Annotated in this window: 19 protein-coding genes; 10 read left to right on the top strand and 9 right to left on the bottom strand. The window is 70.5% G+C overall.

Annotated elements, in window-relative coordinates; genetic code table 11:
• Positions 1–8: 8 nt before the first annotated feature.
• Genes ABZ808_RS01025 through ABZ808_RS01015 form a run of 3 tightly spaced genes read right to left on the bottom strand, consistent with a single transcriptional unit; the run spans position 9 to position 3012 of the window.
• Positions 9–1037 carry an LLM class F420-dependent oxidoreductase gene (locus ABZ808_RS01025; protein WP_356999092.1) on the bottom strand — a complete coding sequence of 343 codons (1029 nt, stop codon included), beginning with the start codon at positions 1035–1037 and terminating at the stop codon, positions 9–11.
• Positions 1037–2194, bottom strand: coding sequence for a CaiB/BaiF CoA-transferase family protein (locus tag ABZ808_RS01020; RefSeq protein WP_356999090.1), 1158 nt, complete (start codon positions 2192–2194; stop codon positions 1037–1039). Before ABZ808_RS01020 ends, ABZ808_RS01025 begins: the two co-directional genes overlap by 1 nt.
• Positions 2191–3012: an enoyl-CoA hydratase-related protein gene (locus ABZ808_RS01015; RefSeq protein WP_356999087.1), complete on the bottom strand. Its 822-nt coding sequence runs from the start codon at positions 3010–3012 to the stop codon at positions 2191–2193. Before ABZ808_RS01015 ends, ABZ808_RS01020 begins: the two co-directional genes overlap by 4 nt.
• A 44-nt stretch (positions 3013–3056) precedes the next feature.
• Here ABZ808_RS01015 and ABZ808_RS01010 point away from each other — a divergent pair, with 44 nt between their 5' ends.
• Entirely contained in the window at positions 3057–3737 is a 681-nt protein-coding gene (locus ABZ808_RS01010) for a GntR family transcriptional regulator (protein WP_356999084.1), read from the top strand.
• Between the two features lies 1 nt (position 3738).
• Here the strand turns inward: ABZ808_RS01010 and ABZ808_RS01005 are convergent, their stop codons facing one another.
• On the bottom strand, positions 3739–5229 hold the full coding sequence (locus ABZ808_RS01005) for an aldehyde dehydrogenase family protein (protein WP_356999081.1): 1491 nt from the start codon (positions 5227–5229) through the stop codon (positions 3739–3741).
• A 75-nt stretch (positions 5230–5304) separates the two neighbouring features.
• On the opposite strand from ABZ808_RS01005, the gene ABZ808_RS01000 reads away from it, so the two are divergent.
• From ABZ808_RS01000 to ABZ808_RS00975, 6 genes are all read left to right on the top strand, one after another.
• A complete protein-coding gene (locus tag ABZ808_RS01000; RefSeq protein ID WP_356999079.1) occupies positions 5305–6456 on the top strand; it encodes an acyl-CoA dehydrogenase family protein in 1152 nt (383 codons plus the stop codon).
• A 424-nt stretch (positions 6457–6880) separates the two neighbouring features.
• The gene (locus tag ABZ808_RS00995; RefSeq protein ID WP_356999076.1) at positions 6881–8113 is read left to right on the top strand and encodes an ABC transporter substrate-binding protein; all 1233 of its coding nucleotides are present in this window, start codon (positions 6881–6883) and stop codon (positions 8111–8113) included.
• A gap of 77 nt (positions 8114–8190) precedes the next feature.
• The gene (locus tag ABZ808_RS00990) at positions 8191–10131 is read left to right on the top strand and encodes an ABC transporter permease (RefSeq protein WP_356999073.1); all 1941 of its coding nucleotides are present in this window, start codon (positions 8191–8193) and stop codon (positions 10129–10131) included.
• Positions 10128–10880, top strand: a complete 753-nt coding sequence (locus tag ABZ808_RS00985; protein ID WP_356999070.1) for an ABC transporter ATP-binding protein — start codon at positions 10128–10130, stop codon at positions 10878–10880. The genes ABZ808_RS00990 and ABZ808_RS00985 overlap by 4 nt, the downstream gene beginning before the upstream one ends.
• Positions 10877–11629, top strand: a complete 753-nt coding sequence (locus ABZ808_RS00980) for an ABC transporter ATP-binding protein (RefSeq protein WP_356999067.1) — start codon at positions 10877–10879, stop codon at positions 11627–11629. The genes ABZ808_RS00985 and ABZ808_RS00980 overlap by 4 nt, the downstream gene beginning before the upstream one ends.
• Entirely contained in the window at positions 11629–13575 is a 1947-nt protein-coding gene (locus ABZ808_RS00975) for a GMC family oxidoreductase N-terminal domain-containing protein (RefSeq protein WP_356999064.1), read from the top strand. Before ABZ808_RS00980 ends, ABZ808_RS00975 begins: the two co-directional genes overlap by 1 nt.
• 4 nt (positions 13576–13579) lie before the next feature.
• On the opposite strand, the gene ABZ808_RS00970 is transcribed toward ABZ808_RS00975, so the two are convergent.
• Positions 13580–15727 carry a 3-hydroxyacyl-CoA dehydrogenase NAD-binding domain-containing protein gene (locus ABZ808_RS00970; RefSeq protein ID WP_356999061.1) on the bottom strand — a complete coding sequence of 716 codons (2148 nt, stop codon included), beginning with the start codon at positions 15725–15727 and terminating at the stop codon, positions 13580–13582.
• 10 nt (positions 15728–15737) lie between these two features.
• Positions 15738–16952: an acetyl-CoA C-acetyltransferase gene (locus tag ABZ808_RS00965; protein WP_356999058.1), complete on the bottom strand. Its 1215-nt coding sequence runs from the start codon at positions 16950–16952 to the stop codon at positions 15738–15740.
• Positions 16953–17135: 183 nt separating this feature from the next.
• On the opposite strand from ABZ808_RS00965, the gene ABZ808_RS00960 reads away from it, so the two are divergent.
• Positions 17136–18332, top strand: coding sequence for a TetR family transcriptional regulator (locus ABZ808_RS00960; RefSeq protein ID WP_356999055.1), 1197 nt, complete (start codon positions 17136–17138; stop codon positions 18330–18332).
• Positions 18333–18411: 79 nt separating this feature from the next.
• Positions 18412–19575, top strand: coding sequence for a TetR/AcrR family transcriptional regulator (locus ABZ808_RS00955; RefSeq protein ID WP_356999051.1), 1164 nt, complete (start codon positions 18412–18414; stop codon positions 19573–19575).
• 14 nt (positions 19576–19589) lie between these two features.
• Here ABZ808_RS00955 and ABZ808_RS00950 read toward each other — a convergent pair whose 3' ends face one another.
• The 3 genes from ABZ808_RS00950 to ABZ808_RS00940 all read right to left on the bottom strand — a co-directional run bounded on the left by ABZ808_RS00950 (position 19590) and on the right by ABZ808_RS00940 (position 22576).
• The gene (locus ABZ808_RS00950) at positions 19590–20807 is read right to left on the bottom strand and encodes an oxygenase MpaB family protein (protein WP_356999048.1); all 1218 of its coding nucleotides are present in this window, start codon (positions 20805–20807) and stop codon (positions 19590–19592) included.
• 180 nt (positions 20808–20987) lie between these two features.
• Positions 20988–22079, bottom strand: a complete 1092-nt coding sequence (locus ABZ808_RS00945; protein WP_356999046.1) for an NAD(P)-dependent alcohol dehydrogenase — start codon at positions 22077–22079, stop codon at positions 20988–20990.
• Positions 22080–22105: 26 nt separating this feature from the next.
• Positions 22106–22576, bottom strand: coding sequence for a DUF4334 domain-containing protein (locus tag ABZ808_RS00940; protein ID WP_356999043.1), 471 nt, complete (start codon positions 22574–22576; stop codon positions 22106–22108).
• A gap of 196 nt (positions 22577–22772) precedes the next feature.
• Between ABZ808_RS00940 and ABZ808_RS00935 the strand changes: the two genes are divergently transcribed.
• Entirely contained in the window at positions 22773–23711 is a 939-nt protein-coding gene (locus ABZ808_RS00935; protein WP_356999041.1) for an oxygenase MpaB family protein, read from the top strand.
• Positions 23712–23725: the final 14 nt, after the last annotated feature.

Raw genomic sequence — 23725 nt, 5'->3', positions numbered from 1 at the left:
ACAGGTCCCTACCGGGCCATGTCCTTCACTGAGGCGATGAGGCGCCGCGGATCGGAGCCCAGCGGCGTGACGTTGAGGATCGTGACGCCGGCGTCGCGATAGGCCTGGACGCGGTCCCGCACGTAGCTCTGCGGCCCGATCAGGCTGGTGCGCTCCAGCAGCTCCGCCGGCACGGCGGCGGCAGCCTCCGCTTTGCGGCCAGCCAGGTAGAGCTCCTGGATGCGGCTCGCCTCGGCGGCGTAGCCGTAGCGGCACAGCAGGTCGTGGTAGAAGTTCCGACCCTTGGCGCCCATGCCACCGACGTACAGGGCGATCAGTGGCCGGGCGAGGTCGCGCAGGCCTGTCACGTCCGGGCCGATGGCCAGTGGACCGCCGGCCACGACCTCGAGCGGTCCGAGATCGTCGGGCCGCTTGGCCTGGCCGGCTGTCAACGCGGCGCCCCAGACGTCGGCCGCGCGCTCGGGGTCGTACAGGAAGGGCAGCCACCCGTCGGCGAGCTCGGCGGTCATCTGCACGTTCTTGTCACCCAGGCTCGCCACGTAGATCGGGATGTGGTCGCGGACCGGGTGGGTGAGGATCTTCAGCGGTTTGCCGAGGCCGGTGCCCTCCCCGGCGGGCAGCGGCAGCCGGTAGATGCCGTCCTGGATCAACGTCTCGCGTCGCCACACCTGCCGACAGATCCGGATCACCTCGCGGGTCCGTCCGAGCGGCCGGTCGTAGGCGACGCCGTGCCATCCCTCGATCACCTGCGGTCCGGACGCGCCCAGGCCGAGGATGGCGCGGCCGCCCGAGATCGCGTCCAGGCCGGCCGCGGTCTGTGCCAGCAGCGCCGGGGTTCGGGAGTAGATGGGCAGGATGGCGGAGCCGATCTGCAACCGGGTCGTCCTTGCGGCGAGGTAGCCCATGATGGTCGGGGCGTCGAAGCCGTAGGCCTCCGACACCCAGACCACGTCGAGGCCGTCATGCTCCCAGTCGGCCACGGCGTCCGCGCCGCTCTTGGGGTCCGTGGCATAGGCCAGCGGTGTCGCGATCCGCATCAGCGAACTCCTTGTGTCTGGCTGACGGCGCCGTTGTCCAGCCACCGCTGTCGGTGTGCGCCGAGACCCCACTCGGCGAGCACGGTCTCGGTGTCCGCGCCCGGCACCGGCGGGCTGCCGCCGATCACCCCCGGGGTCCGCGACAGGCGGGGCGCCACCGCGGGCTGCCGGACGCCGGAGTGCTCCTCGAACGTCGCGCGGGCCACCAGGTGCGGATGGCGCTGCGCCTCGGCGAGCGACAGCACCGGCGCCACGCAGGCGTCGGTGCCCTCGAACAGCTTCGTCCACTCGTCGCGGGTGCCCTCGGCGAAGACCTTCGCGAAGCGTTCGCGCAGCACCGGCCATCCGGCGACGTCGTGCTGGGCCGGCAGGTCAGCGTCGGCCAGCCCGAGCAGCCGCAGCAGTTCGGCGTAGAACTGGGGTTCCAGTGCGCCGACCGCCATGTGACCGCCATCAGCGGCCGCGTAGACGTCGTAGAACGGTGCCCCGCCGTCGAGCAGGTTGCGGCCACGCTCGGGCTGCCACGCGCCACCGGCGAGGAGGCCGGCGAACATCGTGGTGAGGTGGGCCGCGCCGTCGACGATGGCGGCGTCGACGACCTGCCCGCGGCCGGTGGTCCGGGCCACGTGCAGCGCCGCCAGGCAGCCGACGACGAGGTAGAGCGCGCCACCACCGAAGTCACCGACGAGGTTGAGTGGAATCTGCGGCGGCTCGTCGGCGCGGCCGATCGGGTGGAGCGCGCCGGCGACCGCGATGTAGTCGATGTCGTGGCCGGCGGCGCGGGCCAGCGGCCCCTGCTGTCCCCACCCGGTCATCCGTCCGTAGACGAGACCTGGATTGCGCTCCAGCGCGGCCTGCGGTCCGATGCCCAGCCGTTCGGCCACCCCGGGACGCCAGCCCTCGATCATGATCGCGGCCTGTTCGACCAGTCCGAGGACCACCTCGGCCCCGTCGGGATGCTTCAGGTCCACGACGACCGACCGCTTGCCCCGGTTGAGCAGGTCCCGTCCCGGGGAGCCAGCCGACAGCGCGCCCGGCTCCGGTCGGTCGACCCGGACGACGTCGGCGCCCAGGTCGGCCAGCAGCATCGCCGCGAACGGGCCCGGGCCGATCCCGGCGAGTTCCACGACGCGGATGCCGTCCAGCGGGCCGCTCATGCGCCGGACCGCGCCGCGAAGCGGGGAGCGCGCCCCTGGACCTGGCTGGCGAGGGCCTCACCGAACTCGGCCCCGGCGAGGGACGCGGCCATGAGCCGGTTGGCGTCGGCGGCGGCCTCGGCGGCCCCGGTCTCCAGGCCCGACCACACCTGCCTCCGGATGACCGCCATGGACGCCGGTGAGCAGTGCGCGGCGAGATCTGCGGCATAGGCTTGTGCCTCGGCCAGCACCTCGTCGCGTGGGAGCACCCGTTGCACCAGTCCGATCCGGAACGCCTCCGCGGCGTCGATCTTGCGGCCGGACACCAGCAGATCGAGCGCGTTGCCGACACCGACCAACCGGGGCAACAGCCAGGCGCTGCCGTACTCGGCGATGAGGCCGAGCCGGCTGAACGCGGCGGCCAGCCGTGCCTGCGACGACAGGAACCGCACGTCGGCATAGAGCGCGTGGACCAGGCCGAGGCCGGCGGCGCCGCCGTTGACCGCCGCGACGATCGGCGTTCCGAGCGTCATCGGCAGATGTGGTGCGAAGCCGAACTCGTCCACCAGCAGGTCGCGGTGACGCTCGTCGAGCAGCGCGTGCAGCGCCTCCGGGTCGGCGCCCACACAGAACCAGTCGCCGGCACCGGTCACCACGATCGCCCGCACCTGCGGATCCGCGTCGGCGGCCTGCAACGCCGCGTAGTAGTCGCGGAACATGTCCAGCGTCATCGCGTTCCGCTGGTCGGGCCGGTCGAACCAGATCGTGCGGACCCCGGCGTGGGTGGCGGCTCGCAGACCGCGACCGGCCGGTTCGGCGTCCTGTAGGGACGACCTCATCGACGCATCGCTTGTGACATTTGACATTTGATACTCTTATCGGTGTGGCGGAGCGGAGCAAGGTCCAGGACGTTTCTCATCCTCAGCTGTCAGAGACGGTGGCGAGCCTGCTGCGCGACCGGATCATGTCGGGGCAGCTGCGCCCCGGTGAGCGGATCCGGCTCGAGGAGGTCGCGCAGGAGACCGGGCTGAGCATCACGCCGGTGCGCGAGGCCCTGCTGATGCTGCGCGCGGAGGACATGGTCGAGCTGCAACCGCGGCGGGGCCACGTGGTCGCGCCGCTGTCCAGGCAGGACATCATCGACGTGTTCAGCCTGCAGGGCCACATCGCCGGCGAGCTCGCCGCCCGGGTCGCCGTCAGCATCACGACGGCCCAGCTCGACGACCTGCGGCAGCAGCACGAGCGGTTGCGCCGGGCCGCCCAGGCCAGGCAGGTCAGCCGGGTCGAGCAGCTCGAGTTCGAGTTCCACCGCAGCATCAACCGGCTGACCGACGCGCGCAAGCTGTCCTGGCTGCTGCGGACGGCAACGCGCTACACGCCGTCGCGGTTCTACGCGGCCGACCCGGAGTGGCGGGCGAGCATGATCGCCGATCACGAGGCCCTGCTCAACGCGCTCGATGCCCACGACCCGGTCACCGTCCGGCCGGTCATGGCCCGCCACTTCACCGACGGCGCGGAGCGGCTGGTAAAGCACCTCGATGGTCTGGGGCTGTGGAGCGGGTGAGTCACCGGCGACCATGACGCCACTTGAACATCGCCAACGAGGTCCGCATGGCGGAAGCGGTCGGCTGCAACGTCATCACGTCGATCGCCGGCCGGAACCGCTGCCAGGTGACCGACCGTGGCCGGCTGAACTCGCGCAGGCCGTCCGCGCCGTGGACCCGCCCGAAACCCGAGTCGCCGACGCCGCCGAAGGGCAGTGACGGCACACCGGCGTACCCCAGCACCGAGTTGACCGACACCGCGCCCGCGCGCAGCCGTGCGGCGAGCGCCAGCCCTCGGCGGCGATGGCGCGTGAAGATCGAGCCGGAGAGCCCGTAGCTTGTCGCGTTCGTCCGGCGTAGCGCCTCGTCGGCGTCGGCCACCGGGTTGACCACCAGCACCGGACCGAAGGTCTCGTCGGTGACCGCCGTGCTGTCCTCGGGGACGTCGGCCAGCAGGACCGGCTCGACGAACGGAGGCCGCACCGAACTCGTGTCACCGACGACCGCGCGGCCACCCCGGTCGATCGCGTCGGTGATGTGGCTCAGCACGATGCCGGGCTGGACCGGCGTGCTCATCGGCCCGTACGCCGCATCCGGCTCGGCGCCCGGCCGGACCTGCCGCACCAGATCGGCCAGCTTGGCCAGGAACGGCTCGTACACGGCCTGCTCGACGTAGACGCGCTCGACTCCGGCGCACGTCTGCCCGGCGTTGCCCAGGCCACCGAACACGGCCGCCTGGGCGGCCGCGTCGAGATCGGCGTCGGCCGTGACGATGAGCGCGTCCTTGCCACCGCCCTCGATCACGACGGGGATCAGGTTCTCGGCGCAGGCGGCCATGACCGCCCGCCCCGTCGCGGCCGACCCGGTAAACGCGATCTTGTCGACCCCTGCCCGGCACAGCGCGGCCCCGGTCGTGCCGTCACCCGTGACGGCCTGCAGGACCGGCCGGTCGGGATGCAGCTCACTCCAGCGCTGGGCCAGCCACAGGCCGACGCCGGGCGTGAACTCGCTGGGCTTGAAGACCACCGCGTTGCCGGCGGCCAGCGCGTGCGATATCGCCCCCATCGGCGTGTAGACCGGATAGTTCCACGGCCCGATCACGCCGACGACGCCGTACGGCACGTACTCCACGGAGCTGGCCTGATTGAACGCGAGCAGGCCGGAGGACACCGACCGCCGTTTCAGCACGTGCCGGGCGTGCCGGGCGGCCCAGTCCAGGTGCTCGACGGCGAGCATCACCTCCAGCTGGGCCCCGGCGAGGGACTTGCCGGTCTCGCTCCGGATGAGCTCGGCCAGCTCGTCGATGCGGCTCGCGACGAGTGTCTTGTAGGCGAGCAGATGACGCCGACGTTGCCGGGCGTCCAGGCCGGACCACCAGCCCGCCGCCTCGCGTGCCTGTTGGACTGCGGCACTCACCGCGGCCTCGTCGGCCAGGTCGTAATCGGTGCGGGACTCGCCGGTGATCGGATCGACGACGTGTAACCGGCGAGGGTGCTCAACGAGGGACGTCATCGGCAGCCTCCTGACATTTGATATTCGATAGTCTAGCCTTGCTGTCAATCCCTTTGCGACGCTGGAGGTACAGCTGTGGAATGGAGCGACGAGCAACGGTCCCTTGTCGCGGCCGTGCAGGATTTCTGCCGCCGCGAGGCCGGAACCCGTGAGCAACGGCAGAGACTCACCAACGGCGGACGGGAACCCCACAGCCCGGAGTTGTATCGCAAGATGGCCGACCTCGGCTGGCTCGGCCTGTCGCTGCCGGAGGAGTTCGACGGCGGTGGCGCGGGGATGGTGGAGCTCTGCCTCTTTCTGGAGGGGACCGCCAGAGCGATGGCGCCGATCGGCGGCTTCACCACGTCGATCATCGTCGCCGCCACCTACGTACGGTTCGGCTCGGCGGAGCAGAAGAAGCTCATTCTGAGCGGGGTGGCCCGCGGCGTCGTCGAGGCGGTCGCGATGTCCGAGCCCGAGGCCGGCTCGGACGTCGCCAACCTGAGCTGCCGCGCTGAGCGCCGGGGCGACGGATTCGTCATCAACGGCCAGAAGACCTGGTGTTCCAACGCCCATCTCGCCGAGCACATTCTCCTGGTCGCCCGCACGTCGGGCCGGGCCGGCGACCACAACGGCCTGACCATGTTCCTGGTCCCCGCCAACGCACCCGGACTGACCATCTCCGGCATCGACACCATGGGCGGCCGGGAGGTCAACGACCTCTACTTCGCCGACTGCGCGCTGCCCGCCGACGCCGTGGTCGGCCAGATCGACAACGGCTGGCGGCAGCTGATGGCCGGGCTCAACATGGAGCGGCTAATCCTCGCGAGCCTGATGCTCGGCACCGCGCAGCGGGCGTTCGACGACGTCGTGGAATACGTCAAGAACCGGCAGCAGTTCCGCCGGCCGATCGGGTCGTTCCAGGTGATCCGGCACCGCCTGGCCGATCTGGCCACCGAGATCGAGTGTGCCCGGCTCCTGGTCTACGACACCGCGGCCCAGGTCGACCGCTCTCCGGACACGGTGCTGCCCCGGGAGACGTCGATGGCGAAACTCAAGGCCACCGAGACCGCCCGCCGCGTCGCCCTGGACGCCATGCAGATGATGGGCGGCTACGGGTACGCGACCGAGTTCGACATGGAGCGCCTGGTCCGCTCCTCGGTCGTGTCCACCGTCTACGGCGGCACCAGCGAGATCCAGCGCGAGATCATCGCGAAGACCTACGGACTGTCCGACCACATGCGGTAAGGCTCAGCGCCACGCCCCGGCCGACGAGTGTGCTCAACACTCGTCGGACGGGGTGTTTTGTTAGGCATGGTTCGCTAGTGCCCGCCCGTCATACTCGCCGTCAGCGGGCAGCAGGGCGAGATTACCAGGGGGCGGGTCCCGAACTCTTCCCAAGAAGTTACGTCTGATTTACAGTGCCGTAAGCACGAAGAGGATGCCCGCGCCAGCAATCGCGGGCCGATCGCCTGTCACCGCCGGTACCGCCGCTCCGGTCACGCACCGGTCGGGCGGTGCGCCGTCCTGGGCATTCGCCGACACCGCCACGCCACCACTCGGCGACGTCTGACAGAACACCGCAGGACAGGCCCGTCGCATCACGGAGAGCCGTTCGGTCGGCCGCCTCGAACGGATGACGGCACCGACCGTCGCGTCGAAATGAGGATCCATGCCCAGATGCCCTGCCGTCCTGCGGGCTTCAACCATTCTCGTCGCCGCCCTGGTGGCCGCGACCGGCTGCGCCTCGGACACCCCGAGCACGACCTCCAAACTGTCCAAGCCACCGATCGTCGTGGGCTTCCTCAACCCGTCCGGCGGGCCGGTCCCCCAACCGGGCACCGACACCGGGGTCAAGGCGGCGCTGTCCTACATCAACGGTGAGTTCGGTGGCATCAACGGCCACCCGCTCGAGGTCGTCTCGTGCGACACCGACACGACACCGGAGCGGGCACAGTCGTGTGCCAACATGTTCGTCGAGAAGAAGGTGGTCGCCGTCATGGACGGCTACAACCTGTCCTCGAGCGCGACCCTGCCGACCCTGACCGCCGCGCAGATCCCGCTCGTCGGAATGATTCCGTTCGACTCCGTGACCGGCGCCAAGGCGGAGAACCGCGTGTTCTTCGCCGCGCCGCAGGCCGCCTTCCTCATCGGCGCCCTGCAGGCGTTCAAGACCGAAGGCAAAGAGTCGGTGACGCTGGCCCTCGTCGACACCCCGTCGTCGCACCAGACCATCGACAATCTCCTTCCGGCACTGGCCAAGGCGCTCGGGATCGATGCCAAGGGCATCTACTTCTCCCCCACGAACCCCAACTTCACCGCCGTGGCCTCCACGATCGCGCGGGACAACCCCGATGTGGGCGGCCTGGTCGCCGCGCCGAGCGAGGCCGTCTGCACGGCTCTGGTCAAGGCGCTGCGGCAACTGCGGTACCAGGGCGAGATCTTCACCGCCGCGTGCACCGACTACATCAAGGGCGCCCCGGAGCAGGCCGCCGGCGGTGCCCTGTACTCGTCGAACTGGCTGCCCGCCGCCGCCCGGTACGCACCGGCGGAGGTCCAGGGCGACCTGACGCTGGCCGAGAAGTACATCTCCGGCGTGTCCGGCGGGACCGCCGGGTACTACGCGTTCGGTGAGTTCGCGCTCTTCATGAACTTCGCGAAGGCGATGTCCACGTTTACCGAAGCCGACCTGACCGGCCCCGGTGTCCTCAAGACGCTCAAGGCGCTCAAGGACTTCCCAAGCTTCCTCGGCCCCAAGATCACCTGCGGCAGCGCCACCTCACCCAACTGCACGACACAACTCCTGCTCTTCGTGGTCCAGCCCGACGGTTCGATCAAGCCCGCCACGGACACCTGGATCACGCCCATGCCCCAGGTCATTCGCATCATTCCCGGCGCGGTGTAAGCCCCGCGGCGACGGCGTGCGCGGGCCGCACGCCGTCGCCCACCGTCCATGTCAGGGCCAGCGCAAGGAAATCGACAATGGATCAGGTCTTGTTGTTCGTCACGCTCGGCTTCGCCGGCGGGGCGGTGTACGCCGTGATCGCCACGTCGATCGTGTCCCTGTACGCCGCCACCGGAGTCCTCAATTTCGCACAGGGCTCCCTGGCCCTGTGGGCGGTGTGGGTGGTCGCCGAGCTGCGGGAGAGCGGCACGCTCGTGTTCCCCATCGGCGCGGTGCGGCTCAGCTCGCAACCACTGCCGGCCTGGCCCGCTGTCGCGCTCGGCGTGCTCAGTGCGGCCGGACTGGCGTTCGCCGCGCACTGGCTGGTGTTCCGGCCGCTGCGCACCGCACCACCGTTGTCACAGGTGGTCGCGTCGGTCGGGCTGATGCTGGCGATCGCTTCGCTGGTGCCGCTGCGCTTCTCGACCAACGGAGTGCTCGCGCCCACCCTGCTCACCGACCGGACGCTGTCCGTGGGCGGCGCCGTGATCAACATCAGCGACCTGGTGCTTCTGGTCGCGGCCCTGGTGGTGGCGGTGGTGCTCGCGGCGTACTTCCGGTTCACCCGGTGGGGCGTGGCGACCCGGGCCGGAGCCGAGGACGAGCTCGCCGCCAGGCTGACCGGGTTGTCACCGGATCGGCTGGCCAGCGTCATGTGGCTGCTCACCGGCGCGGCGACGGCACTGGTGGCCGTCCTCGCCGCCCCGCCACTCGGCCTCGACCCGATCGGCTACATGTTCTACGTCCTGCCCGGCCTCGCCGCCGCCCTCCTGGCCCGCCTGACCTCGATCATCATCGCGTGCCTGGCCGGTGTGGGCATCGGCGTCCTCCAGTCGGTACTGCTGTTGTTGAGCAGTTTCGACGGTTGGCCGGTCTGGGCTCAGGCCGGCCTCGGCGACGTCGTTCCGTTCGTGCTCGTCATCGTCGCGTTGGTCGTCCTGGGCCGGCACCTCCCCGCACGGGGCGCGTTGGGCACCGTACGCATGCCGGCAGTAGATCTGCCCCGACGGCCGTTCCGGGCGGCGGTGGCGCTGGTCGGTGCCGCCGCCCTGGCCGTCGCGCTGACCTCGGGCAGCTGGCGGTTCGGCGTCGTCACCTCGATCATCATGGCGCTCATCGCCCTATCGCTTGTCGTGCTCACCGGCTACCTGGGCCAGATCTCGCTCGCCGCCATGGCCTTCGCCGGTACCGCCGGGTTTCTGCTGTCCCGCGCGACGACGTCCTGGCACATACCGTTCCCGCTGTCGATCGTGGTCTCGGCCGGCGCCGCCACCCTCGTCGGTGTGATCGTCGGCCTGCCGGCGCTACGGGTCCGCGGGGCGCAACTGGCGGTCGTGACCCTGGCCGGTGCCGTCGCCCTGCAACAACTCGTCTTCGCCAACCCGGCGCTGACCCCGTTCGAGGGTAACCTCATCGCGGACCCCACCCTGCTCGGCTGGGACCTGGCGGTGCGCAGCGGCACCGACCTGACGACCTCCGCGTTCGCGACCACAGTGATCGTCATCGTCGGCCTGCTGACCCTGGCCGTCGCCCGGATCCTGGCCGGCGCGACCGGCCAGTCGTTTCTGGCCGTCCGCTCCAACGAGCGGGCCGCGGCAAGCGTCGGCATCAACGTGGCCCGCGTCAAACTGACCGGCTTCGCGCTCTCCGCGTTCCTCGCCGGTGTCGGCGGATGCCTCATCGGCTACAGCCGCTCACAGCTGTCGGTCGAGTCGTTCAACATCATCGTGGGGCTCAGCGTCCTGTGCATGGCCTACGTCGGCGGGATCACCCGAATCAGCGGTGCGCTCATCGCCGGGCTCGTCGCCCCACTGGGCGTGCTCTACACGCTGCTCAACGGCACGTTCGGCCTCGGCCACTACTACACCCTCATCGCAGCCTGCGCCCTGGTCGTGACCGCCGTACTCAATCCATCGGGTATCGCCGGCGGCGCCACCGGCCTGCTGCGCGGACACACCCGTCGGGAGGTCACCCCGTGACTGAGACCCAGCCTCTGCTCACCACGACCGGCCTGACCGTCCGCTACGGCGGCGTCGTGGCCAACAGCGACATCAGCATCCATGTCGACGAGGGTGAAGTCGTCGGGCTGATCGGCCCCAACGGCGCCGGCAAGACCACCTTCGTCGACGCCGTCACCGGATTCACCCCGGCCCGGGGCACGATCAGCGTGGCCGGGCGGCGGATCGACCGGCTCGCGCCCCACCAGCGCAGGCGTACCGGATTGGCCCGGACCTGGCAGGCGGGAGAGCTGTTCACCGACCTGACCGTGCGTCAGAACATCGCGATCGCGTCCGGCCGGGGGCCGCTGCACAACCTCTGGAGTGACCTCGCCGGTCGTCGCCGGCCCGACCACGACGACGACGTGCTGGAGATGTTCGGCCTGAACGTCATCGCCGATCGCCGCCCCGGTGAGCTGAGCCTCGGCCGGCAGAAGATCGTCGGCGTCGCCCGAGCCCTCGCCGGCGCCACTCGCGTCCTCCTGCTCGACGAACCGGCCGCCGGGCTGGACACCGACGAGAGCACCGAGTTCGGCGGCCACGTCCGTGCCATCGCCGCATCGGGTCGGGCGGTGCTGCTCATCGAGCACGACATGAGCCTCGTCGCGGACATCTGCGATCGCGTGTACGTCCTGGACTACGGGGCCGTCATCGCCTCCGGAACGCCGGGCGCCGTGCTCTCCGACCCGGCGGTGCGTACCGCGTATCTCGGATCGGAGCTCGTGCCATGAGCGATGTCCTGCGACTGGACCGCGTCACGGCTGGCTACGCCGGCATCCCCGCCCTCCGGGAGCTCGACCTGCACCTCGGCGAGGGCGAGGTCCTGGCCGTGCTCGGCCCCAACGGTGCGGGAAAGACCACGGCGCTGCTGACCGCCGCCGGGGTCATCCGGCCAATGGTCGGCACCGTCACCGCGTTCGGCCGGCCGCTGCGTGGACGGCTGGAACAGAACGCCCGCGGTGGCCTGATCCTGGTACCTGACACGCGAGGGGTGTTCCACAGCCTGTCGGTACGCGAGAATCTCGCCCTCGCCCGAGGCTGGCGTTCCAGCCTGGGGCACGCCCTCGACCTCTTCCCCGCTCTGAAACCACTGATGTCACGCCGGTGCGGTCAGCTGTCCGGCGGTGAGCAGCAGATGCTCGCCATCGCCAAGGCACTGGCCTGCCAGCCACGGGTCCTGCTCATCGATGAGATGAGCATGGGTCTGGCCCCGATCGCGGTCCAGGCCCTGCTGCCCGGCATCCGAGCGCTGGCCGACCGGCTCGGTGTCGGTGTCGTCCTCGTCGAGCAGCACATCGACCTCGCCCTGTCCGTCGCCGACCGGGCGATGGTGCTTCATCACGGCCGAGTCGTGCTCACCGGGTCCGCCGCCGAACTCCGCGCCGACAGGCGCGGCGTCGCCGAGGCCTACTTCGGCACCGCCCCCGCGCCTGGCGCCGGCCACGCGGGACCCCGCCCACCGCTCCGAACGGATAAATGATGGAACTATCTGCCAAACAGCGCGCCGCCCTGGCGAGCATCTGCGACACCTTCGCACCGGGCGACGGGGCCGACCTCCCGTCGGCCAGTCAGCTCGGCGCGGTCGACATCATGGCCGCGCTGGTCCTGCACAACCCTCGCGCCGCCGAGGTCACGCAGTTCCTCCAACTGCTGGATCGGTGGGACTCCCCCGCCACCCAGTTGATCCTCGGCGGCGGCGCACGGCGGTTCTCCCGGCAGACCCAGCAGCGCCGCGAGCAGATGCTGCTCGCCCTGGCCGAGTCGGGCGTCACCCGCAAGCGGGCGCTCTTCCAGGCGCTCAAGGGCGCGGCCACCCTGTCCTACTACATGGCGCCGGGGCCGACCGGTCGATCGCCGGTGTGGCCCGCCATCGGCTACCCCGGCCCGCTCGGCACCAGGACCGACGCCCCCGAGCCCGTCCTGGCGCCGATCCGCCCGTCCACGGCGACCACCCTGGACTGCGACGTCGTCATCGTCGGGTCGGGCGCTGGCGGCGGCACCGCCGCGGCCGTCCTCGCCGGCCACGGCCTCGACGTGATCGTCGTGGAGAAGGGCGGGTACTACGACGACAGGGACTTCGACGGCGGGGAGCTGTCGGGATTGTCGCGGCTCTACGCCCCAGGCCCCTCGGCCAGCGCGGAGGGCCAACTGAGCATCCTCCAGGGGCAGTGCCTCGGTGGCGGCACCGTCGTCAACTACACCACGTCGTTCCGCACCCCGCCGCGGGTTCGCGACGAGTGGGCCGCGCTGGGCGTTCCACAGTTCGCCACGGATGAGTACGAGCGCTGCCTCGACGCGGTGTGGTCGCGGCTCGGCGTCAACCGCGACCACGGCCGGATCTCGTCCCGCGACGCGCTCATGGAGCGCGGACTGACCGCGCTCGGCTGGCACGTCGACGAGATGCCCCGCAACGTCGACGGCTGCGACACCGGCATCGAGTGCGGGCGGTGCGGCCTGGGCTGCCGCATCGGCGCCAAGAGATCCGCGACCAAGACCTGGCTCGTGGACGCCCAACGCGCGGGTGCGCGCCTCCTCGTCGACGTCGACGTCCGCACGGTCACCATCACGGCCGGCAGGGCGACCGGCGTCGCCGGTCACACCGCCGACGGTCACCCGGTGACCATTCGCGCCCGCGCGGTGGTCGCCGCGGCCGGCAGCGTGCAGACGCCGGCCCTGTTGCGCCGCTCCGGCCTCACGAACCCGAACATCGGCCGGCACCTCCATCTGCACCCGGCCACCGGCGTCTGGGGCGTGTTCGCCGAGGAGGTCCGCCCGTGGGAGGGCGGCATGCAGACCCGGTACTCCACCGAACACGCCGATCTCGACGGCCTCGGCTACGGCGTCATCTACGAGACCGCCGCCACCAACCCGGCCACTGCCGTGTCCTTCATGAGCTGGACGGGCGCCCGGACCCACCTCGACCAGATGCGGTCGCTGCCGAACCTCAGCGGGGTCGGCATCATCACCCGCGACCGTGACAGCGGACAGGTCAGGGTCGGCAGCGACGGCGAGCCGGTGGTGCACTACCGCCTCTCCGCCTACGACGCGGCCCACATGCGGGCCGGGATCGCCGGTGCCGCTCGGATCGTGGAGGCGGCCGGTGCCCGCAAGCTGTTCTCCGGTCATCAGCGCGGCAGGATCTGGGAGCGCGGCAAGGGCTCCATCGAGGACTTCATCCGCCACACGGACACCCTGGGGACCGCGCCCGGCCAGGTCGCCATGGCCGCCCTGCACATCATGGGCGCGGCCCGCATGGGCGGCAGCAGGGCCACGTCGGTCGCCGGGCCCGACGGTGCCACGTGGGAGGTCCCGAACCTGGTCCTCGCCGACGCGTCCACGTTCCCGGCGTCGTTGGGCGTCAACCCGATGATCTCCGTCGAGGCCATCGCGTACATGAACGCCCAACGACTCGCCGCCGGGCTCTGACCTCCTATTCGAACCGCTCGCCCCGCTCGGCCATGGCCAACAGCAGGTGGGGCGGGCTGAACCGGTCACCGTAGCGCTCCGCGAGCACCCGCGCGCGGGCCACGAAGCCCGGCAGCCCGCCCTCGTACTGGTTGATGTACTGCAGGACGCCGCCGGTCCAGCTCGGGTAGCCGATGCCCAGGATCGAACCGACGTTGGCGTCGACCACCGAGGTCAGCACCCCCTCTTCGAGGCACCGCACCGACTCGACCGCCTCGATGAAGAGCAGCCGCTCCTTGAGGTCCTCGAAGGGCGTGTCGAGGTTCGTTCCGCCGAAGGTGTCCCGCAGGCCCGGCCAGAGGCCGACCCGTTTGCCGTCGCGGTAGTCGTAGAAGCCAGCGCCACCCGAGCGTCCGGTCCGCCCGCAGTCGTCAATCATCCGGTCGATGACGGCGTCGGCGGCGTGCGGCTGCCAGGTGCCGCCGGCGGCCACCGTGGCCGCGGCCGTCTCCTGCCGGATCTTGCGGGGCAGGGTGAGGGTGAGCTCGTCCATCAGCGCCAGGACCGGTGCGGGGTATCCGGCCTGGCTGCTGGCCTGCTCGATGGTGGCCGCTGGAATTCCCTCGGCCAGCATCGCGATGCCCTCGTTGGTGAACGTCCCGATGACCCGGCTGGTGAAGAAGCCGCGGCTGTCGTTGGCGACGATGGGCGTCTTGCGGAGCCGACGTACGAGGCCGAGGGCCCGTTGCAGCGTGGCCTCGTTGGTGCGCTCGCCGCGGATCACCTCGACCAGCGGCATCTTGTCGACCGGCGAGAAGAAGTGCAGGCCGACGAACTCCTCCGGCTTGCTGACGCCCTCGGCAAGCAGGGTGATCGGCAGCGTCGACGTGTTGGAGGCGATGAGCGCGTTCGGTGCGACCTGCTCGATCTCGGCGTACACCTTGTGTTTGAGGGCGGGATCCTCGAAGACCGCCTCGATGGCGAGGTCGACGTCGGCGAGGTCGGCGAGGTCCTCGGTCGCCTGGATCCGGGCCAGGATCGCGTCGCGCTCGTCCAGCGTGGACACACCGCGGGCGACGGCCTTGTCGAGCAGGCCCACCGAGTAGTCCCTCCCCCGCAGCGCCCCCGCGAGGGTCACGTCCTTGAGCAGGACCTGCATTCCGGCCCGGGCACACACGTAGGCGATGGCGGCGCCCATCATGCCCGCGCCGATGACCGCCACCCGCCGTAGCGGCGGGTGGCCCGCGCCGATGTCCCGCGATCCGGCGGTCTGCACGTCGAAGAAGAGTGCTTTGATCATGTTCTTGGCGATCTGACCGGTGGCCAGCTCGGTGAAGTACCGTCCCTCGATGGTGAAGGCGGTGTCCAGGTCGACCTGGGCGCCTTCGACGGCGGCGGCGAGGATGTTGGGCGGGGCGGGATAGGGCGCGCCCTTGAGCTGCTGACGCAGAATGGCCGGCATCGCCGGCAACTGGGCGGCGAGCGCCGGAGTGGACGGGGTGCCGCCGGGAATCCTGTAGCCCTTGCGGTCGTACGGCTGCGCCGCGTCGGGATTGGCGGCGACCCAGGCGCGGGCCGCGCTCAGCATGGCCGCCTCATCGGGGACGATCTCGTCGACCAGCCCGTGCGCGAGTGCGTCCTGCGGTCGGCGCCGCTGGCCGCGGAGCAGCCAGTTGGTCAGCGCGTCGGTCACGCCCAGCAGCCGGACGCTGCGCACGACGCCACCGCAGCCCGGCAGCAGGCCGAGGGTGACCTCCGGGAAGCCGATCTCGATGGCCGGGTTGTCGAGCACGATGCGGTGGTGGCAGCCCAGGGCGAGTTCCAGCCCGCCACCGAGGGCCGAGCCGTTGATGGCGGCCACGACCGGACGACCGAGTGTCTCCAGTCGGCGTACGGCGTTCTTGAGCAGGCGGGTGTTCGCCGCCGAGGTCTCGGCGTCGGCCGGCGTCAGCCGCAGCAGGGCTTCCAGGTCGCCGCCGGCGAAGAAGGTCTTCTTGGCCGAGGTGATGACCACGCCGGCGATCTGGTCCCGCTCGGCTTCGAGCCGATCGACAGTCGCCACGAGGCTCGCACCGAACTCGTCGTTCATCACGTTCGCCGAACGCCCGGGGTGGTCGAGGGTGAGCAGGACGATGCCGTCGTCGCCGCGCTCCCACCGGATTGTGTTGACCATTCGTGACTCCTCAGATTCGTTCGATGACGGTCGCGATGCCCATGCCGCCGCCGACGCAGAGCGTGGCGAGCCCGTAGCGACCACCGCGTCGCTCCAGTTCGTCGACGAGCGTGCCGAGGATCATGGCTCCGGTTGCCCCCAGCGGGTGCCCCATCGCGATCGCACCGCCGTTGACGTTGACGATCTCCATGCTCAGACCCAGGTCGGCGACGAACCGCAGCACCACGGCCGCGAACGCCTCATTGATCTCCACCAGGTCGAGGTCCTCGACGCCGAGGCCGGCCTTGGCCAGCGCCTTGCGAGCGGCCGGAGCCGGGCCGGTGAGCATGATCGTCGGATCGGCGCCACTGAGTGCCGTGGCGACGACGCGCGCCCTCGGGGTGAGACCGGCGGCCGCACCGACGGCCTCGCTGCCGATGGCCACCAACGAGGCGCCGTCGACGATGCCGGACGAATTGCCCGCCGTGTGGACGTGGTTGATGCGCTCGACCCAGTGGTACTTCTGGAGCGCGACCGCGTCGAAGCCGGCCTTCTCGCCGATGCCGGCGAAGGAGGGGCGAAGCGCGGCGAGGCCCTCGGCGGTCGAGTCCAGCCGGATGTGCTCGTCGCGGTCGAGGACGGTCAGGCCGTTGCGGTCCCGCACGGGTACGACCGAGCGGTTGAAGTAGCCGTTGGCCCACGCCTTCGCCGCCCGGGCCTGCGACTGCAACGCGTAGCCGTCGACCACGTCGCGGCCATGGCCGTCGAGGGTGGCGATCAGGTCCGCGCTGACCCCCTGCGGCACGAAGCCGGTGGTGAAGTTCGTCTCCGGATCCAGCGCCCACGCTCCACCGTCGGACCCCATCGGGACCCTGGACATCGACTCGACGCCGCCGGCGAGGACCAGATCCTCCCACCCTGAACGCACCTTCTGCGCGGCGATGTTCACCGCTTCCAGCCCCGAGGCGCAGAAGCGGTTGAGCTGCACGCCGGCGACCGTGTCGGGCAGGCCGGCGACGATGGCGGCCGTCTTGGCGATGTCGGCGCCCTGCTCGCCCAGCGGGGACACCACGCCGAGCACGACGTCGTCGATCAGCGCCGGGTCAAGGCCGGGCATCCGCCGCAGGGTCTCCTCGATCAGACCGGCGACGAGCGAAACCGGCTTAACCCCGTGCAGCGATCCGTTCGGCTTGCCCCGGCCGCGCGGTGTGCGCAGTGCGTCGTAGATGAACGCCTCGGTTGTCATAGCCAAGCTCCTCGCTGCTCACCCAATGCGAATCCAGCCTAACTTTCGTTGAGCTCACGGCCGCTTGTCAAGCAATGTCCACACCCGATGCGCGCTGGCTACCTTCGGCCTTGCCGATGCACGGCACGAGAGAAAGCCGAGGGCAATCACCGCAACCGTGCGAGGTGGCGCTAACGTGTAGGGGTGCGACCAGCAGCGAGCGGTGTGGGCCCGGCAACGACCAAACGACCGAAGGATCGCAAGGACCGCATTGCGCTGGCCGGCGCCGAGCTGTTCTGCGAGCGGGGCTATCACCTGGTCACCGTCGACGAGATCGCCGCCGTGGTCGGCATCAGCGGCCCGGCGGTGTACCGGCACTTCCCGAACAAGTACGCGATCCTGGTGCACGCCACCCGGGAGGTCGTCGGCGCCCTGCTCGCCGCGACCGCCGACCCGCAGGCGAGCACCACCGAGGGTGTGCTCGACGAGCTGCTGAGCACGCTCGCCGGAGTCGCCGTGAGCAAACGGCGCGTCGCCGGGCTGTACCAGTGGGAGGGCCGCTACCTCACGCCCGAGCATCGGCAGGAGTTCGCCACGACCCTGGCCACGCTGGTCGGCCGCCTCGCCGGTCCCCTGCGCGAGCTGCGGCCCGAGCTGACCGCCGGGCGGGCGGAGCTGCTGGTCAATGCGGCACTCAGTGCCTTCGGCAGCGTGACCACCTACCGCGCGGCGGCAACCGGCACCGACACCGAGAAGCTGCTCACCCGGGTCGCCTGGACTCTGCTGCGGGCCGACGCGCCCCAGTTGCCGCCACAGCAGCACGCCACGCCGGGCACCGCGCCGGTGCGCCCGGCCTCGCGTCGTGAACTGCTGCTGATCGAGGCGATCCGCCTGTTCCACCGCCACGGCTACCACGCCGTCGCCGTCGAGGACATCGGGCGCGCAGCCGGCATGCAAGCCTCCAGCGTGTACCGGTACTTCCCCAGCAAGGCCGACCTGCTCGCGGCCGCCTACTACCGTGCCACCGACCGACTCGCCGGGGCCACGACGACGGCGATCGCCGAGGCGAGCGACCCGGCGGACGCGCTGCGCCGGGTCGTGCAGGCCTACGTCGCCTACGCGTTCGGCCAGAGCGACCTCGTCGCGGTCTACCTTGCGGAGAACAACAACCTCCCGGACGAGGACCGTCACCAGCTGCGCGGGGCGCAGCGCCTGCACGTCGAGGAATGGATGCGCCTCGTCGAGACGGTACGACCGGACCTGCCGGCCGCCGACGTCCGCGTGCTCGTGCACGCCGCGCTCAACGTCGTCACCGACATCGGCCGGCTCGGCCGCTTCGACCGCGCCGAGGGCTACGACACCCAGACGGCCCGCCTCGCCCTCGCGGTGCTGCACGCCTGAGCTCTCGAAAGCCTCGATGGCGCTGTGATTGACTAGCGCGTATGGTACTGCGTCCGCCCGCCTCTGATCGATTGATCCGGTGACCACCGGGCCGACTGCTGCCACCCGACCGCGCAACCGCAGGCAGGTCATCGTCGAAGCGGCCGGCCAGGTGTTCAGCGAGCGCGGCTACCACGCGGCGTCCATGGAGGAGATCGCCGCCGTGGTCGGCATCAGCGGCCCGGCGCTGTACCGGCACTTCCCCAACAAGTACGCGCTGTTCGCCGAGTGCGCCAATGTCATCGTGAACAAGCTCGTCGAGGTCATCGACGAGTGCCCGCCCGAGGCCGCCCTGAAGGACGTACTCGTCGCCCTCACCAGGGTGACGGTCTCCCGCCGCGCGTCGGGCGGCCTCTACCGGTGGGAGGCCCGCTACCTCGAACGCGCGGACCGCCGGCTGCTTCGGACGAAGTTCGCCCACGTCGTCGAGCGGGTGACCGAGTTGGTGCGGTGCGAATATCCGTTGCCCGGCGAGCACCTGCGGGCGGTGGCGGCCCTCGGTGTGATCGGGTCCGTCACCATGCATCACACCTCGATCGCCCAACGCCGGATCGAGGATCTGTTGCTGGCATCCGCCCTGGGCGTGGTCGCGACCGATCCGGCGGCGGCGACGGGCAGCGCGAGCCTGGTCGAACTGCCCGCCCAGCCCGTGCCGCGCACTCGACGTGCCGAGATCCTGGCGGCGGCCATCCCGCTGTTCGCGCAGGACGGGTTCGCCAACGTCACGAACGCGCAGATCGCACAGGCCGTGGGGTTGGCCCCGTCCGCGATCTACCGCCACTACCCCGGCAAGGTCGACATCCTGGTGGCCGCCTGTCTGCAGGCGGCGGGCCTGCTGGCCCAGGCGGTGGAGCGGAGCCTTCAGCGGGCGACCGATCCACGTCAGGCCGTGGTCGCTCTGGCGGCGGCGTACGTGGCCTACTGCTTCGAGCACAACGCGCTCAACAGCGTTGCCGACGCCGAGGTCGCCGGTCTTCCGGCCGACCTGCGGCGCCCCTTGATCCTCGCGCAGCGTGAGCACATCGCCGTCTGGGAGCAGCAGTTGCGGTTGGTCCGCCCGGAGTTGGACCCCCGACAGGCCCGGATGCTGGTCCATGCGGGCTTCGGCGTGGTGGTCGAGGCCGGGCGCGCCCTGCGCTGGCAGGATGCGCCCGGCCATCGGGACACGGTCACCGCACTGGTCACCGGTGCCCTGATCCGGTAGGCCGGGACGCCTACTCAGCTGCCGGGCCGGTTCATCGTCGGGATGGTGATGGGCGTGTGGGACGACGAGGTGCCGTTGTTGAGGAAGAGCATCGCCAGGCCGCGCACGAAGTGGTCGAACATCGAGAAGGTGCCCGGCATGACCGGCGACAACCCTTCACGGAACATGATGTACGTCGGCCAGCCGGCCTCGATCACGCCCCGCGAGATGAGGTCGCGCGGCAACCTCAGCCAGTTGCCGATCCGGTCGCTGAGCACGTAGCGCGCGAACTCGCGTTGGAATCCCTTGGTGATGCCAAGGTCGACCGAGGACGTCAGGTTCAGCAGGGTGTCGGCCAGGTCGATGCCCTCCCGCGTCGGCGCCAGGATCGGCGTCAGCGCGTACTGCGACTGCTCGTGGGCGGCAGCCCAGGTGGCGGGGATGAACTCGTCCCGTACGCCGAGCAGGTGCAGCGCGACCTGCCACATGTGCAGGTAGGCCTCCTCTTCGGCGGCCGACACCTTGAGGCCGTAGCGACGCCACTCCACCAGCTTGCTGTGCACGTAGGTGCCCAGGCTGTGGAAGGTGATCAGGATGTCGCCGTTGCTGATCGGGATCGGGTGGTCCGTGACCCCCCGCCACGCTGCCGACTGCGGCAGCAGGTGCCGCACCGCGGCGTGCGTCAGCCGGGTCTTGGTGGAGGTGGTGATGAATTTGCCTGTCGCCTTGAAGGCGTCGGGCGTGTTCAGATCGTAGCCGTACGTGAAGGTCTTGGCCGCACGCGACTTCATGTCGGCGCCGCCCTCGGACCAGTAGACGTTGCGGGCCTCCCGCGGGATCACCGTGCTCATGATGCCGCTGCCCAGCCCGTAGAGCAGGAACAGGTACATGCTCATGCGCTTGTTGAACTGGGCGGCACGGTCCAGCTTGGCCTGGTCGGCCCAGGACGGCAGCTTGTTGACCTGCCTGATGTAGGTGGCGAGCGCGGGGGGCAGGCCGCTCGGCACCGGGTCGCCGTTCCTGATGAACGTCTTGAAAGCGTTGTTGACGGCCGGGATCTGGCCGTTGTCGAGGAGGGAGGCGACGAGCGGGTCGGTGTCGTCGTCCCAGACGTCCCACGGGTCGGTGACCGTGTTGGTCCCGGCGATCGAGTTGGCGGACGACCACGCCCATGCCTTCGGCACGTCGGCCACGGTCACCAGACCCAGCGCGGCACCGAGGGTCAGGACACTTCGTCTGCTGAGATTTTCCATTAGCCACCACTTCCCGGGCCAGCCGGACATCGCCCTGAACGCCAGCTTGTTGGGGCACTACAAGCGCGTTTCAAGTCGTCCAGGCGTGTGATTTTCTATTAACATAGAGGAGCTTGACTCCGCCTGCAAGGGGCAGGTACGACATGGGCGCCGCCGCCATCTCGGCGACGGCGGCGCGGGTCAGTCGAAGGTGAGGACGGGCTTGATCGCGGAGCCGTCGCGCATGCCGTCCACGGCGTCACCGATGTTCTCGAAGGGGAAGGTGGCGATGAGCCGGTCCAGCGGGAAGAGGCCGCGCTGGTGGAGATCCACCAGTTCGGGGATGAAGCGCGCCGGGTTCGCGTCGCCCTCGAGCACGCCGTGGACGCGGATCCCCTTGGCGAGCAGGCTCATGACGTTGAAGGCGACTGTGGTGCCGACGCCGACGAGGGCGAGGTCGCCCCGGGGGCGCAGGATGGCGACGGCCCGCTGGAGCATCTCCGGCCGGCTGGTGGTGTCCACGATGTGGTGTGCGCCGCCGCCGGTGAGGTCCTGCACGGTGGCGACGAGGCCGGCCGCCGTCGGGTCCAGGGCTGCCTTGGCGCCGAGCTCGGTGGCCAGGGCGCGTCGCGAGGCGACCGGCTCGATGACGATGACCGGGTCGCAGCCGCGGACGATCGCGGCCATGAGCGCGGTGAGTCCGACCCCGCCGGCGCCGATGACGACCAGGGAGCTTCCCGGCTCGGGGCGCAGGCGGTTGAGCACCGTACCCGCCCCCGTCTGCGCACCACAGCCCAGCGGCGCGGCGACGACGGCCGGCAGGTCGGCGGGGACCCGGATGGCGTTGCGCTCGTGGGCGAGCGCGAACGTGGCGAAGCTGGACTGGCCGAAGAACCCCCCGTGTACGGGAGCGCCGTCGCGGGACAGCGGGGTCGTGCCGTCGCCCCGACCGCCGGAGGTGTTCAGGGCCTCCTGGCGGCGGCAGTAGGCCGGGTGGTCAGCCACGCACTGCTCACACGCGCCGCAACTGCCGAAGGTCAGGCAGACGCGGTCGCCCGGCGCGAGAGTGGTCACCTCCGCGCCGACGGCCTCGACCACGCCGGCCCCCTCGTGGCCGAAGACCATGGGAGTCAGCCGCCGGGGCCAGATCGCCTGCATGCTGAGGTCGGTGTGGCACAGGCCGGCAGCGGCGATTTTGACCAGCACCTCGTGCGGTCGTGGGGCCTCCAGATCCACGGCCTGGACGACGAACGGTCCACCCGGGGTGTCGGTGACGGCAGCTCGGATTCGCATGGCGAACTCCTTCACGCGGTTTGGCCTCAGGCCACGCGCTCGAGGACGAAGTAGAAGAAGGGACCGTCGGCGGGGACGTACTTGCCGTTCATGATCCCCATGAGCGTGGTCTCGTCGGCTCGCTTGAAGTGGTCGAAGACCGGCTGCCCGTCGTAGACCATCGTCGCGGTCGACTCGCCGCGGAACTCGACTGTCCACAGGCTGGCCTCGCCCTTGCCGAGCACGGTGTTGGAGTACAGCTCGCCATCGTCGTTCCGGCAGATCAGCGGCTTGACGTCGGTGCGGGTGACGAAGGTCTTGCCATACCACCGCACCTTGTCCAGCTGCCCGTTGAGCGGGTGCCCCGTGTCGAACGCGCTGCCCCTCCACTCACCGAGGATCCCTTCGGGACGGACCGTGTCCAATTCGGCCCAGATCTCGTCGAGCTCGGCGGCGGAGACCGGGCCACCTGTTCGGCGCAGCTCGGAGAAGCGGGCTCGGGCCAGGCTCGCGTTCATGGTGGCTTCCTCTCGCCGTACGCCGGGGTGGGTCTTGTCGCTGACGTGCTGATCGAGCGGTCGTAACGTGTGGACGGCCCGGGCGATCGCCTCCGTGGCCGACTCTAGTGAGGGTCGTCGGGACCTGGCCGGTGCACGACACCCGGCCTTGACAACGCGCCGCGCCGTCGCCGAACCTGCTGGGGAGGTGATCGCGATGGCTGATGGCGGTCGGCACCGCTGGTTGCGTCGTATCGAGGCACTCGATCCGGTCCGCGACCACCACGAGATATACCGGATCTCGATCGGGTACGAGTTTCCCTTCGACTACCAGCGGGCCCTGGAGCTCGCGCTCCTGCGGACGTACTGCGTGCCGAGCATCTCCGCGCTGCTCGACGCGACCGGCGAGTTCCGGCTGCGGGCGCAGCAGCGGTACGACGACACCGCGTTGCTGATGGCCGAGATGGCGGAGCACGGCTACGACTCGCCGCGCGGCAAACAGGCGCTGAGGGTCATCAACCGGGCGCACCAGCGGTACGCGATCTCCAACGACGACATGCGCTACGTGTTGTCCACCTTCGTGTACGAGCCGATCGACTGGCTGGACCGGTTCGGCTGGCGTCGGCCCCACGAGCACGAGCGGCTGGCCGCGTTCCACTACTACCGGGCGGTCGGTGCGCGAATGGGCATCCGCGACGTGCCGGACGACTTCGACGCGTTCTGGGACTTCAAGCGCGAGTACGAGCGCACCACCTTCCGCTACGCCCCGACCAACCAGCGGATCGGCGCCTACACCCTGGACCTGTTCGGCTCGTGGTACCCGGTGCCCCTGCGCCGTGCGGCGCGGCTCGGCGTGCTCGCGTTGCTGCCCGCCGAGCTACGCGACGCGTTCGCGTTCCCGGCCGCACCACGTTGGCTGTCCGTGGCGGTCACGGGTGGGTTGCGGACCCGGGCCGCGGTGGTGCGGCTGCTGCCGCCGCGGACCACGAGCAAGTTGACCCAGGCGCCGCGCAACCGCAGCTACCCCGGCTACCCCCACGGGTACGAGCCCGCCGATCTGGGCTCGCCGCCACCGCCACCCGACCTCGACCCGACGTGGCTGGCCCGCCCGGAACCGCCGCCGGCCGCCGGGCCGGAGCCGTCGGGTGATCGCTGACCCTTCGACTCCGG

Origin of the sequence: Micromonospora sp. NPDC047527 (assembly GCF_040643015.1) — a bacterium.
Classification (GTDB): domain Bacteria; phylum Actinomycetota; class Actinomycetes; order Mycobacteriales; family Micromonosporaceae; genus Micromonospora.
The sequence above is the reverse complement of the archived record's forward strand: the minus strand, read 5'-3'. Positions and strand labels throughout refer to the sequence as shown.